This window comes from Roseimicrobium gellanilyticum (assembly GCF_003315205.1).
In the GTDB taxonomy this organism is placed as follows: Bacteria; Verrucomicrobiota; Verrucomicrobiia; order Verrucomicrobiales; family Verrucomicrobiaceae; genus Roseimicrobium; species Roseimicrobium gellanilyticum.
The window spans coordinates 96,196-109,976 of record NZ_QNRR01000004.1; the positions used below are offsets into that span (position 1 = coordinate 96,196).

Annotated in this window: 10 protein-coding genes; 5 read left to right on the plus strand and 5 right to left on the minus strand. The window is 60.3% G+C overall.

The window, feature by feature from the left end; genetic code table 11:
* Positions 1-154: 154 nt before the first annotated feature.
* On the minus strand, positions 155-718 hold the full coding sequence (locus DES53_RS12920) for a c-type cytochrome domain-containing protein (protein WP_113958696.1): 564 nt from the start codon (positions 716-718) through the stop codon (positions 155-157).
* 98 nt (positions 719-816) lie between these two features.
* Between DES53_RS12920 and DES53_RS12925 the strand changes: the two genes are divergently transcribed.
* Complete coding sequence (locus tag DES53_RS12925) at positions 817-1,551, plus strand: VC0807 family protein (protein WP_113958697.1); 735 nt, start codon at positions 817-819, stop codon at positions 1,549-1,551.
* 517 nt (positions 1,552-2,068) lie between these two features.
* Here the strand turns inward: DES53_RS12925 and DES53_RS12930 are convergent.
* From DES53_RS12930 to DES53_RS12945, 3 genes are all read right to left on the minus strand, one after another.
* Positions 2,069-2,560, minus strand: a complete 492-nt coding sequence (locus tag DES53_RS12930) for a hypothetical protein (protein WP_113958698.1) — start codon at positions 2,558-2,560, stop codon at positions 2,069-2,071.
* A 519-nt stretch (positions 2,561-3,079) separates the two neighbouring features.
* Positions 3,080-3,883 (minus strand): triose-phosphate isomerase, encoded by an 804-nt coding sequence (gene tpiA / locus DES53_RS12940; protein WP_113958700.1) that lies wholly within the window; start codon positions 3,881-3,883, stop codon positions 3,080-3,082.
* A gap of 88 nt (positions 3,884-3,971) precedes the next feature.
* Positions 3,972-5,186, minus strand: coding sequence for a phosphoglycerate kinase (locus DES53_RS12945; protein WP_113958701.1), 1,215 nt, complete (start codon positions 5,184-5,186; stop codon positions 3,972-3,974).
* A 172-nt stretch (positions 5,187-5,358) separates the two neighbouring features.
* Here DES53_RS12945 and dnaE point away from each other — a divergent pair, with 172 nt between their 5' ends.
* Together dnaE and argA are read left to right on the plus strand one after the other, a co-directional pair.
* Positions 5,359-8,865, plus strand: a complete 3,507-nt coding sequence (dnaE, locus tag DES53_RS12950; RefSeq protein WP_113958702.1) for a DNA polymerase III subunit alpha — start codon at positions 5,359-5,361, stop codon at positions 8,863-8,865.
* Between the two features lie 473 nt (positions 8,866-9,338).
* Positions 9,339-10,625: an amino-acid N-acetyltransferase gene (argA, locus tag DES53_RS12955; RefSeq protein WP_113958703.1), complete on the plus strand. Its 1,287-nt coding sequence runs from the start codon at positions 9,339-9,341 to the stop codon at positions 10,623-10,625.
* A gap of 506 nt (positions 10,626-11,131) precedes the next feature.
* On the opposite strand, the gene DES53_RS12960 is transcribed toward argA, so the two are convergent.
* A complete protein-coding gene (locus DES53_RS12960) occupies positions 11,132-12,049 on the minus strand; it encodes a sugar phosphate isomerase/epimerase family protein (RefSeq protein WP_113958704.1) in 918 nt (305 codons plus the stop codon).
* Between the two features lie 133 nt (positions 12,050-12,182).
* Here DES53_RS12960 and DES53_RS12965 point away from each other — a divergent pair, with 133 nt between their 5' ends.
* Both DES53_RS12965 and DES53_RS12970 read left to right on the plus strand, forming a co-directional pair.
* Entirely contained in the window at positions 12,183-13,064 is an 882-nt protein-coding gene (locus tag DES53_RS12965) for a hypothetical protein (RefSeq protein ID WP_113958705.1), read from the plus strand.
* A 9-nt stretch (positions 13,065-13,073) separates the two neighbouring features.
* Positions 13,074-13,766: a hypothetical protein gene (locus DES53_RS12970; RefSeq protein ID WP_147263384.1), complete on the plus strand. Its 693-nt coding sequence runs from the start codon at positions 13,074-13,076 to the stop codon at positions 13,764-13,766.
* Positions 13,767-13,781: the final 15 nt, after the last annotated feature.

The window sequence follows — 13,781 nt, forward strand, 5'->3', positions numbered from 1 at the left end:
CCACCGCCTCCGCCCGCCATATTCGGACGCGCAGGAGAGCATCCCTACCGCATTTTCTGATTGAGGGACGCTCACCTTGAAGGGCGAGGCGAACGAAATCGCTGCAATCTACGGCATAGACCGACTGACTCGCGAAGGGACTCGCGAGCTACGTTTAAGGAGCCGCTGCTTCGCGGGCTTGGGCCTGGCTTTCGGGGGCCAGATTGGCAATCGGGTAACTGATGCGCTGACCGTTGGGCATCTTGAAGATGACATTCTCACCCTCGATGCCGCCGAAGCCGGCGCGGATCTTCCGGCCTTCGGCATTGGTCCAGGACATGATGGGCGGCAGCTCCTTCTTGGCCGCGACCTTGGGAGCATCCTTGTCCAGCGGCGCGCCGACGGAGATCCATTCCCGCAGGGTGGCAATGTCCTTGCTGCTCAGATTCTTGTTCGGCGGCATGTGGTTCTTCGCATCCGGGTTTGCGATGACTTCCAAGAAATGGCTGGAGGCGGGGTCGCCGGGCTCGATGATGAGGTTCGGGCCGATGTCCTTCTTGAGGCGGGTCTTGTTGTCGAAGACGAAGCCGGCCTTCTCCTTCTTGGCCTCCTCGCTGTGGCACTCGTAGCAGTGCTCCTTCAGGATGGGCTTCACGTCCTTGTCAAAATCCTTGGCCCCCAGGCAGGGCGCGAGGGTCAGGGTCACAAGGAAGGTGGCAAGGGGGAACCGGGGGAGCATCGCAGAATACAACGATGCACCCGTGCGAAGCTTAGGCAAATGGTCGTGTGTGGCGCGTCTTCCGCTTGCCAGCGCCCCGGCATGCGGTTGGTTGCCCCGTGACCCAAGCTTCCGCTCCGCATCAGCCCCCGCCCAACCCGCTCCTTGAGATTGCTCTTACCATCATCCTGCCCTCGCTGGTGCTGGACAAGCTGAGCACGCCGGAGCGGCTCGGTCCCCTATGGGCGCTGGTGGTGAGCCTCGCGTTTCCGGTTGGCTTCGGCATCTGGTGCTTCATCCAGAAGAAGGGGTGGAATCTCTTCTCCGTCCTCGGCTTCGTGACCATCCTCATTACCGGCAGCCTGGGTCTGTTGAAGCTGCCCGCCTTCTGGTTCGCGGTGAAGGAGAGCACCATTCCCATCATCATCGGGCTGGCGTTCCCGTTGAGCCATCGCCTTGGGAAGCCGCTCATCAATGCGCTCATCATGCAGCCGCACGTGATCAATCTGGAAGCCATGAAGGCGGCGCTGAACACACCGCAGCGTCAGGCCGACTACAAGAAGGCTCTCTTCCGCGCCTCGTGTGAATTGGGCTTGGGCATGCTGGTGAGTTCCGTTTTGAATTTCTTCCTGGCGATGCATCTCCTCGGAGGCAAGGAGCCCGCGACCGAGGCCTTCATGAAAGGCATGGCCAAGCTCAACTGGATGGGCATGCTCGTCATCGGCGTGCCCATGATGGTGGTCATGCTGGTCGTGTTCTTCCGCCTGCTGAAGCAGCTAACGCGCATCACCGGATTGGAGCGGGATGATTTGATGAATCCCGGGACGACGGTGAGAAGGCAGGTGGGTGGGTGAAGCGGAGTAAGTGAGCGAGGCGACCTTCTCCTCCGCTCTTTCAGAGCGGCATCTATTTCCTGCTTACCTAGGGTGTCGGTCGCCAAGGCTCCCTAACCCTAGGCTGGGCTCCTGCGACCCTTCAGGGCGCGAATGCGAACAGCAATTACGTTAGGAGGCAAGGATTCGCGTTGGCGAAACATTGTCATCTAACTTGCAGCCTTTTTACGCCGAAGGCGTTGTACATTGTCCAGCCCAAGGTCAGCCTGCGAAGCAGGCGCCACTTTGGGTGAGATAGACGAAGCGCAGGAACTCTGAAAGAGTTCAACAGAAGGCACTGCCATATCTAGGCTATGGCGGCTATCTCCTTGCAGCGCTCTTGTGGAACGCTTCCAGCGTTCAGCATCTCGAACTCGGTACCCAAGGTGGCGCTTGCCGCTTCGCGGCGAAGCTTACCTTGGGCTGGACAATGTCTAACGCCTTCGGCGTACCCCTGTAGAGGCCATCGTTTTGTTGAAGATGTTCTAAAAAAGGCCGGTCACTTCTGCGTCACCAGCCCATTCAGCAGCCCACCGACGCCACCCCCTGCGACACCCCAGGAGCCGGCGTAGGTGTTCTTGTAGAAGAGAACGCGGGCCCAGTAGGTGTTGCCGCCGGGCATGGTGAGATCGACCACACTCATCACGGCAGTGTCACCGGCCCAGTTCACCTTTGCAGGGATGGCGATGGGGAAGTCGGCTCCTTTGTATTTCACGCGGGCGTTCACGGTCCACTTGTCACCCTCCACCTTGGCGACACTGGTGATGTTGTAGGACTCGTTGCGCTCCTCGGTGAGTTCGCCTTCCTTCACGCCGCTCCAGCGGCCGGTGAGGGTGGCCTCCGTGAGCATCTTGGTGAACTCAGCTTCAAGCTCGGCTTGGGAAGGCGTGGTTGCTGCACCCGCAGGTTTCGCTGTGGTGTCCTGCGAGGGAGCGAGGGATACACAAGAAAGGGCGAGGCAGACAGCGAGGAAAGGGGAGAGCGTTCTCATGGAATTGGAAGTCAGCAGGTCAACAGGAGTACGGTGCTACTGGTGTATTCGAACGTCGCGACTGGCGGATTGTTTCTGACGCTGTGTTGATGATCGCTGGTTCTCTGAAGCTGACGATTTACGAAGTCCATCTCGCAGAGTAGGTGTGTCAGGACTAGAAAGCGGCGTGATACACACGACAGATTCGGACGCTGTGACGCGAAGCGTCCCTGGACTGCGCGCAGCCCTGCTGCCGCTTTCCAGAGTCCACAGCCTGCTGTGGCGATGGTGACACTCGCTTGCAAGGTGACGCATCCTGAGAAGCTTGGCGACTGCGTCGCGGTGAAGCGCGCAGCAGGCTGCGCTCAGGGAAAGCGGCAGCAGGGCTGCGCGCAGTCCAAGGTGGCTTCGCCACACAAGTGTCCCCATGGGCGCGGTGGTGAGTTCATTGGAAGACACCAAAAGAAAAACGGCAGGTCCTGCGACCTGCCATTCGTCATGACCGCCGGGGCCCGGCGGACTACTTTCTAAATTCGCTGCTTACGCGCCGCGGGGCTCGGTCACGTGATTGCTGCAGGCTTTCACGATTTCGTAGAAGCTGCCGCTTTCGAGGCTTGCGCCGCCCACGAGGGCGCCGTCCACGTCGGGCTGGGAGATGAGCTCAGCCATGTTGCTGGGCTTCACGCTGCCACCGTACTGGATGCGGATTTTGCGGGCGGTGTCTTCGTCGAACATTTCGCCGAGCACCTTGCGGATGAAGGCGTGTGCCTCCTGCGCCTGCTCCGGGGAGGCGGTGCGGCCGGTGCCGATAGCCCACACGGGTTCGTAGGCGATGACCACGTCCAGCAGACGGCGGGAGCCCACGTTGGCGAGGCTCTCGCGGGTCTGGGATTCGAGCACCTGCTCAATCTTGCCGGCATCGCGCTCTTCCAGCGTCTCACCCACGCAGAGGATGGGGTGGATGCGCGCCTCAAGGGCGGCGAGGAGCTTGGCGTTCACAATCGCGTTCGTCTCGCCATACATGGCGCGGCGCTCGCTGTGACCGACGATGACGTGACGCACGCCGCACTCCTTGAGCATCACCGCGCTGATTTCACCCGTGTAGGCGCCACCGGCGTGCTGGCTCATGTTTTGCGCACCGAGCTCCACGGTCTCCGAGCGGCCACCCTGGATGAGCTCCTGTGCCTTCGGCAGGGAGAGATAGGGAGGCACAATCACCACCTGCACGCCCGTCTTCTCAGGAAGGACGCGGAGAAAGGAACGCAGAAACTTCTCCGTCTCGGACGGAGGATTGTTCATCTTCCAGTTGGCGGCGACAATCGGTTTGCGGAATACAGGGAGCATTTGGGGGCTGGAGTAGGCGGGTCTGCAGTATCAGAAAATCGTCAATCAGTCGGCAAGAAAAAAGGTGCTGATGGGGAAGTGAATATAGTTATTTGTCCTGTAGCGCAGCAACTCCGGGCAGTTCTTTGCCCTCCAGTAGTTCGAGGCTCGCCCCGCCGCCGGTCGAGATGAAAGTGACCTTGTTTGCCACGCCGGCCTTTTTCACGGCCTTCACGCTGTCGCCGCCGCCAATGATGGTCTTGGCGCCGGAGTTCGCGGCCACGGCCTCGGCGATGTCAAAGGTGCCCTTGGCAGACGTCTTGATTTCGAAGACCCCCATGGGGCCGTTCCACACCACGGTCTTGGCCTTGGAAACCTCTTCCGCGAAGAGCTTTACGGATTCCGGACCGATGTCCACGCCTTCCCAGCCGTCCGGGATGCTCTCGTTCACGCCGGTGTACTTGGTCTCGCCGAGCTTCTTGGCGTCGAAGTCGAAGGCGTCCGTAATGAGGGCGTCCACGGGGATGAGGAGCTTCACGCCGTTCTTCTTCGCCTTGTCGATGGCGGCCTGTGCGATCGGTTCCCAGTCAGGCTTGTACAGGCTCTTGCCGATGGAGATGCCCTGCACCAGCTTGCGGAAGGTGTAGGCCATGCCGCCGCCGATGATGATGGTGTCCGCCTTGTCGAGCAGGCGGTTGATGACCTCGATCTTGTCATTCACCTTGGCGCCGCCGAGGATCACCACGAAGGGGCGCTCGGGGTTCTCCAGCTCGTCGTGCAGGTAGGCCAGCTCCTTCTCCATGAGGAGGCCGGAGACGGCGGGAAGGAAATCAGCCACACCGGCGGTGGAGCTGTGGGCGCGGTGGGCAGAGCCGAAGGCGTCGTTCACATACACCTCAGCCAGCTCGGAGAGGGACTTGGCCAGGGCGGCGTCGTTCTTCTCTTCTCCAGCGTGGAAGCGCACGTTCTCCAGCACCAGGACTTCGCCGTCCTTGAGGGCGAGCGCCTTGGACTTGGCTTCGTTGCCGATGCAGTCATCCGCGAAGGCGACGGGCTTTCCGAGAAGGTCGGAAAGCTTGGCGACGGCGGGCTTGAGGGACTGCTTGGGGTCCGGCTTGCCCTTCGGGCGGCCGAGGTGGCTGGCGAGAATGACGCGTGCGCCCTTCTCGATGAGGTAGTTCAGGGTGGGGAGCGTCTCCTTGATGCGAGTGTCGTCCGTCACCACCATGGCACCATCTTTCTCTTCAAGAGGCACATTGAAGTCCACGCGCACGAGGACGCGCTTGCCAGAAATGTCGATGTCGCGGATGGTCTTCTTGGGCATGGGGAAAGTGGGTTGGAAGGGCAGGCAAAAAGCCAGCAAGTTGCGGGCCGTCCAGCGGAAAGTTGTCCTCGTACGTAGAAACCCATAGAATCGTGTCTGGTGGCTCTAAAAAGTCCTTTGGCCCACCACCTTGCATTCGCATTTAGCCTGCCCTATCGCACCTTCCTCACACATGCCTGAATCCTTTGTTCATCTTCATTTGCACACGGAATACTCGATGCTCGATGGGGCAGTGCGGATTCCGGACCTGATGAAGCGGGTCAAAGCGCTCGGGATGACCGCCGTGGCCATGACGGACCATGGCAATCTCTTTGGAGCCATTGAGTTCTACCAAGCCTGCCAAAAGGCGGGGATCAAAGCCATCATTGGCTGCGAAATCTACCTGGCCCCGGGGAGCATGGAGGACAAGAAGGAGGTGACAGGGCGAAAGCGCTCCTCCCACCTCACCCTGCTGGCGGAAACGAATGAAGGCTACGCCAATCTGGTGAAGCTGGTGACCAGTGGCCACCTCGAGGGCCTGTATCAGAGCGAACCGCGTGTGGACAAGAAGCTCCTCGCCAAGCATGCCAAGGGACTCATCTGCCTGAGCGGCTGCCTGAACGGCGAGATCAATGAATTCATCCTCTCCGATCGTGAGGATGAGGCGCGCAAGAGTGTGGTGGAACTCCGCGACATCTTCGGTGCGGATAATTTCTTCCTGGAAATGCACAATCACGGCAGCTCCCAGCAGCATACCTGCATGGTGAAGCTGGCGGAGTTCGCAAAGGAGTTTGGGCTCAAGACTGTGGCTGCGAATGATGTGCACTTCCTGAACAAGGAGGACCATGAGGCACACGATGTGATGATCTGCATTGGCGAAGGCGCCAACGTGCATGACGAAAAGCGGAAACACTACTCGCCAGAGGTCTATCTGAAGACGGCGGAGCAGATGTACGAGCTCTTCGAAGGATTCGAGGATGCGTGTCGCAACACGCTGGAGATCGCGGAGCGCTGCAACGTGACCATGAAGCTCGACTCCGCGAGCATTGAGAAGTATCCGCAGTTCCAGCCTCCAAATGGGATCGACCGGAATGACTACCTGCGTGATCTGAGCCTCAAGGGGCTGGCGACGCGCTACGGCGCGGAGCGCGCCGAGAATGATACCGCGCTGCGTGAGCGCCTGGACTACGAGCTGGGCATCATGTCGAAGATGAACTTCACCAGCTACTTCCTGATTGTCTGGGACTTCATCAACTGGGCGAAGGAGCACGGCATTCCCGTAGGACCGGGCCGTGGCTCGGCGGCAGGCTCACTGGTCGCGTATTGCCTGGGCATCACGGATATCTGCCCGCTGCAGTTCGGACTCATCTTCGAGCGCTTCCTGAATCCTGAGCGTAAGTCACCGCCTGACGTCGACATCGACTTCTGCCAGACGCGACGCCCGGAGGTGATCGACTACGTGCGGCACCACTACGGGATGCGCAGCGTGAGCCACATCATCACCTTCGGCACCATGGGCGCGAAGAGTGTGATCCGCGACGTGGGTCGCGTGCTGGGCATGAGCTACGGGGATGCGGACCGCATTTCCAAGATGATTCCCGCTGAGCTGAACATCACGCTCGAGGATGCGGTGGAAAAGAATCCCGAGCTGAAGAAGGCCATCGCGGAGGAGTCCGCCACACAGCAGCTCTGGCAGTACGCCACCTTCCTGGAAGGCATGACGCGCAACGCCGGCATCCACGCGGCGGGTATCGTTATCGGGGACCAGCCGCTGGACAACTTCATCCCGCTGACGCTCGGCGCCGCGGAGGAAGTGGTGGCCCAGTTCGCCATGGGCCCGCTCACGGATGTGGGCATGTTGAAGATGGACTTCCTGGGGCTGAAGACCCTCAGTGTGATCCATGATGCGGTGCAGTTCGTGCGCCTGCGATTCCCGGACTTCAAAGTCGAGGAGGCTCCACTCGACGACCTGAACACTTACAAGCTTCTGCACAAGGGCGAGACGGTCGCCGTGTTCCAGATGGAATCTGGAGGCATGTCCAACACGTGCAAGCAGCTCGAGCCGGACCGCATCGAGGAAATCATCGCCTTGCTCGCGCTCTACCGTCCGGGCCCGATGGACCTCATCCCGGACTTCATCAAGCGTAAAAAGGGTGAGCAGAAGGTGGAGTATCTCCACCCGCTGCTGGAGGACGTCAGCAAGGAAACGTACGGCATTCTGATCTACCAGGAGCAGGTGCAGAAGGCTGCCAACCTCCTCGCCGGCTATACCCTCGGTGCTGCGGACGAACTGCGCCGCGCCATGGGTAAGAAGGATGAGAAGAAGATGGCCCAGCAGCGAGCCATCTTCGTGGAGGGCTGTGGCAAGACGGTGGGCATCAGCGACCGCAAGGCGAACGACATCTTCGACCTCCTGGCGAAGTTCGCAGGATACGGCTTCAACAAGTCGCACTCCGCTGCGTACGGGATCGTCACCTACCGCACCGCCTTCCTGAAGGCGAACTACCCCGTGGAATTCATGGCAGCGGTGCTGTCCTATGAAGTCAACAACACGGACAAGATCTCCAGCTTCGTCTCCGAGTGCCAGCGCATGGGCATGACCATCCTGCCGCCGGACGTGAACAAGAGTGCGCTGAAGTTCGCCCCCGAGTGCATCGGCGACAGCACGGTACCGGAGGCCATCCGCTTCGGTCTCTCTGCCGTGAAGAACGTGGGCGAGGGCGCGATGTCCCAGGCGGTGGAAGAGCGCAAGAAGAACGGGCCCTACAAGAGCCTGGAGGATTTCTGCCAGCGACTTGACTCGCGCGCGATCAACAAGCGGCTCATGGAAGCGCTCATCAAGGTGGGCGCCTTTGACTTCACCAAGGAGGATCGCGCGGCGATGTTTGCCCGCATCGACCAGGTGCTCTCAGCGGCCGCTTCGCGGCAGAAGGAGCGCCGCGCCGGCGTGGTGAGTCTCTTTGGCGACGATGACATGGGCGCCACCCGCAACACGGTGACGGCAGCGCAGAAGCCGAAACCGTGGACGAAAGAAGAGGTGATGGCCTTTGAGAAGGAATTGCTGGGTTTCTTTGTCTCCGGTCACCCGCTCGACAAGTATCGCTACGTCTTCGAAAAGGACAATGTGACGCGTGTCATGGACCTGCAGGAGATGAAGCAGGAGAAGCAGAAGGTCTTCTGCGCGGGCACCATCGAGCGCCTGGAAATCAAGTTTACCAAGAAGGACAACCGCGCTTTCGCCACCTTCGCTCTGGAAGACTTCACCGGCTCGGTGGAGTGCATCGCGTGGAATGACACCTACGAGAAGTTCAAAGACATCATGGTCTCCGGCGCCGCCGTGGGCATCCGCGCTCGCACGGAGAAGGACAATCGCAGCGACGCGATTCGATTGACAGCTCAGGAAATCAAGCCGCTCAAGCCGGCCAGGGAACCGAAGGAAGGCGCGAAGCCGAAGAACGGCAATGGCAACGGCAAGCTCTCCACCAACGGCATGCTGGTGCTGCGGTTGAACTCCGCGGACCACAGTGAGCAGGATTTGGAGGAGATCTTCGGCATCATCAAAGCGCATCCGGGGAATACCAAGGTGCAGTTCCGCATCGCCGTGGCCAGCGGACGTGAAGCGGTGTTGAATGCCGGGAAGGAGTACAGCGTGGAACTGAGCGACGAGGTGCGCGAGGACCTGCAGGAGTGGGTGGGGTGATGGTGGTCCGCACACTCCGCGTGCGGGCGTGTGACAGGGGAATGCGGCTGTCGTATTTTCCAGGAGTTGGATCTGCGCTTTGCGTCTTGGAGTGCGGTGGCAAGCGCTAAGGCGCGACACCGCTTTGAACGAAGAGACGCAATATCCCGACACCCGTTTTTCGCTCAAACTCCCCAGACCTTCTGAAAGTCCGGCATCAGGATTCTTGGTGAGTTTCACCAGTTTGGAGCCTGCTCAAACTCCGCTCAAAGCGGTGTCGCGCTTGAAGCTTGCCACCGCACTCCAAGACGCAAAGCGCTCCGTTACGTGCATCCTTCAGTTCGTCGCCGTCGCTGCCGCCGCATCATAGAAGGACTGACGCTCAAACCACCACAGGTTCCCATTGAGCAACAAGGGAGAAGCAGTACTGTGGTGTTTCACATTCGCATTCCACCTTTCTCAACCCCACCCAGCGACCACGTTCCGCTCCCTCAATGAGATTTGAAGACCTGAGAGGCATTCTCCAATACGTTCCCCAGTTCAAGGAACGCATCTTTGTCATTGCCTTTGACGGCGCCGTCATGCGCCTGCCGAACTTCCACAGCCTGCTGCAGGACATTGCCGTGCTGCAGTCGCTGAGCATTCAGGTGGTCGTGGTCTTTGGCGCGCGTAAGCAGATCCAGGAACTCGCGGACCTGCGCGGCGTGAAGCTGACCAGTGACGACGGCATGGGCCTCACGGATGCCGCGACGCTGGAAGTCAGCGCGGATGCCATCTCCCGACTCACCAGCGAACTGATGGGTGACCTCACCGCCTTGGAACTGCGTGTCGCCGTTCCCAATGCGCTCGCCGTGCACCCTGCCGGTGTGATTGAGGGCGTCGACCTGGTTCACACCGGTCGTATCGAACGTGTCGACCAGCGCATGCTCCTGGCGATGCTGAAGGAAGGTATCATCCCCGTGCTGCCGCCTCTGGGATATGATGGCCGTGGCGCTACCTTGCGCGTGAACTCGGATGAGGTCGCCGTGGACGTGGCGCTGGAGCTGGATGCTGCCAAGGTCATCTTCGTCGCGGAAGAAGGTCTGGTGGATGCCGCTGGGCAGCGCCTCGCCCAGATCTCCGTGGGACAGGCGCGGGAGATGGCCAAGCGCAAGGACTCTAATGCGGACCCTAGCCTGCTCTCGAAGCTGAAGCACGCCGCTCTCGCTTGTAACGAAGGCGTGCCCCGCGTGCACATCATTGATGGACGGCAGGACGAAGTGCTGCTGGCCGAACTCTTCAGCAACGAAGGCGTCGGCACCATGATCCATGCGGATGACTACCAGCACCTGCGCAAGGCGCGCACGTCTGACATTCCTGCGCTGCAGGCGATGATGCGTGAGAGTGTGGAAGATGCCGCACTCGCTCCGCGCACGCGCGAGCAGATGCAGAAGAGCATCGGCGACTTCTACGTGCTTGAGCTGGACGGCAACCCGGTGGCCAGCGTCGCCGTGCATGTGTATGAACTCGATGGCGGAGTGAAAGCGGCGGAACTCGCCTGCCTCTTCGTGCGTCGCGCGCACAAGAACAAGGGGCACGGACGCAAGCTGGTGGCCTTCGCCGAGGACACTGCCCGCCAGCGTGGCTGTGCGTGGATCTTCGCGCTCAGCACCCAGGCCTTCCGCTTCTTCGAGGAGAAGATGGGCTACAAGGAAGTGCCGGTGGATACGCTGCCTGCCAAGAGACGCGAGGCGTACGACCGCAGTGGAAGGAACTCGCGGGTGCTCAAGAAGGCGTTTTGAGCTCAATGGTTGAATCCCGATACCGCACCTCTCATTCATTCTTCCATGCTCATGGCGTAAGACGAGACGGGGCACCAACGAGTCACGCAGGATGAATGGTACCTCGAAGTGTTCCGCAGGGTGCGCGAACGTGAGGGCGTGGATATGGAAGCTGTGCCGAAGGCCTTGGACTGCGTGCAGCCTGCTGCCGCTTTCCTCAAGTGCAGCCTGCTGCACGCTCCTCCGCGACGAAGTCGCCAAGCTTTTCTAGAAGCGTCATCTCACGAGCGAGTATCATCATCGCCACAGCAGGCTGTGGACTCTGGAAAGCGGCAGCAGGCTGCACGCAGTCCAAGGACGCTTCGCGTCACAGCATCTGGATCTGTCGTGTCCGTTTCCTATCCTGATTGGGCATCACGAAGAAATTGTCCGTAGGAAGGCTACCCGTGTGGATGCCTGGTAGCAAAAAAGAGCGCCAGGCAGGATGCCCAACGCCCTTTGTCAGGCCGGAGGTCTAACCTCCGAAATCAGCCCAGCTTCGCGCCGTAGCCCTTGAGCATGTCTTCGAGCATGCGGCCGTACTTCACGTAGCTGTCGTACTGCTCCCTGGCCTTGGCTTCGGGGGAGAGGTCGTCCGCGGAGCCTGCGCCGTGGAACACGACGGCGACGTGGGGCTCGATGCTGATATAGCCTTCGTAGCCGGACTTCACGAGGTCTTCCATGATGCGCTGGGTCTGGCCTTCGCCTTCGCCGGGGTAGGTGTAGTCGGCGTCATTCTTGGCGGTGTTCCACTTGCCGTCCTTCACGTGCACGTGCGCCATGTGGGGCTTGATGGCCTGGTACATTTCCCAGGAGTTTTGCTTCTGGCCGGGGCGGTCGCGGTCGGCAATGAAGACGGGGTTGCCGGTGTCGAACACCCACTTGATTCCAGGAACGGCGTCGTTCAGGCGCTTCACATAGCTCACGCTCATGCCGCCCCAGTTCATGCAGTTCTCATGAATCATGGTGAGGCCGGCGTCATCGAAGCGCTTCTTGATTTCAGCCATGCGGCGGATGCGCTCGGCTTCCATCTGGTCGGGCAGGTCGTTGCCCTCGGCATCCTTGCGCACGGCGTAGCTCATCACGCGGATGAGTTTGGCACCCAGCTTCTGCATGCGCGGGATGGCGCGGTTGATTTCCGCTTCGGTGATGGAGAAGTCGTCTTCGATCTTCTTGGCCCAGTTGCCAATCAGGGAGCCGAAGCCGCTGACCTTCATGTTCTTCGCGGCAAGCTCTTCGCACACCTTCTCAAAGGTGGCCTCGGGGATTTCATGCAGGTTGCCCTTCACGCCATCGAACTCCACCACGCGGGATTCAATGCTGTCCCAGCCCAGATCCTGGTGGGCCTTGATTTGCACGTCGAGAGGTGCGCCTGCTTCGTCTGCGATACCGGTGAGTTTGATCATGTGAGGAGTGGGGAAAGGGAGGGGACTGTGTGCGAAACGTGCCGTGGGGTGTTACAGGGTGCAAGGGCGGATTTACGCGCAATCCGCGTGTCGCTTGCCTGTAGAACGGTTCGCGCTAGCATCCGGGCGCGCCATGGGCAGAAAATCACGACGTTCCAGCACAAAAGGTGAAGTCTCAGACGCTCCGCCAAAGCTCCTGGCGACGTGGCAGCGCTCCTTCCTCTGGGCCATGTGGCTCTCCGTGCTGGCCCTGCTCTGGCAGAACACGAGCGGGGAGGGCTTCACCTTCGTCGAGTTCCTTGCCATGGCCGCCGGCACCGGCGTCACGGTGTGGATGTGCAAGCACCCGATGGGCAGACCCAAGGTGTACATTGATGAACCGGCGCAGATGCGGGGACGTTTCGAATCCCGCACGAACTGGGCGCTCGTCATTCTCGCCGCGCACATCACCCTGCTGGGCGTCGGAGTCGCCGGAAAAATCATCTATGACCTGAATCACGGGCTCACCACCGTGGGTGGCATCTTCGAGGATTTTGCGATGTTCTTCATCGAGAGCCTGAAGATTGCGCTATCCGGCGGAGCGGAGGGAGACGTCACGCGCACGAAGCTCTACACCCTCATCATTGCGCTTCCGATTGGCCCTTTCATGCTGATGTTCGTGCTGGTGCCGTCGACGCATCGAGGTCTGCCTTTCCGCGTGGAACCGGGAGACATCCTGGAAGTGCGTCGCGATGGGAAATGGCAGATCCTCAATGCGCATGAATTTCCCCAAGTGGTGGCCAACGCCATCAACATCGACTTCTACACCGATGCGTCTGATGAAAAACCCACGGTGAGCCTGCCGCTCTCACGTGTGTATTCCTGTGAACTGGGCACTCGAGTGAAGGCGCCGGTGATTGCCGGGTACTTTCGGCTGCGTCTGGAAAAACTCGGATACACGGTGAAGCCGCGCGAGGGAGCCCGCTCCATGTTGGAGAACTGGGTGGCCATGCGTGAAGAAAATCGCGCCGCCTGAGCCATGGGCATGACCAGAGAGCTGTATATCGAGGCTGTGAAGCGGTCGCCAAGGCGGTTCGCCGAAGAAAGGGAGTTTGCTGCATTGCCCCCTGAGTGGATCTCCGAAGCCTGGGGCCTGCAGGAAGTGCAATCCACCGTGGCCGCGGACTTCGTGGAGGAGGTGCGTAAGTGGCCGCCTGAGCCCTTCCTGCACGCGAGTTATCCGCTCATGTCGGTGCTGCCGCCCGCGCTGACCCCAGGGCAGGTGGTGAGGCTCTTTGATCAATTCCGTGAACGCTGGCCGATGTGTGAGCCACAGCTTCGCGAGGAGTTTGAGCAGTTCTTCCCTGGATGCACGGAGTCGTTTCCTTCACCACTGACGGTAGCGGAGGTCACGGCACGGTTGGGTGGCGATGACTATGACACCCTTCTCCTGATGCGTCAGTATCACGACCATCCGGCGCTGCAGCAGCTTCCCGGATTGGAGGACGCGGCGGGGCTTTTGCAGCAGGCGATCGATGTGGGCTGGTTCTCCGATAAGGAAGATCTCTCAGAACTCCTCACGCATCTGGAGCAGGGGAATGACTACGGGGTGCAGGAGTCGATGTTCGAATACATCGCTGGCATGCTGCATGTGAGCTTCCACGATCAGTACGCGATCTGCGAGCCTCACCAGATGATCAAACATCTGAGGGGCTTGATCGCGTCGATGCCGGCGTGAAGCGAAGGGCAAATC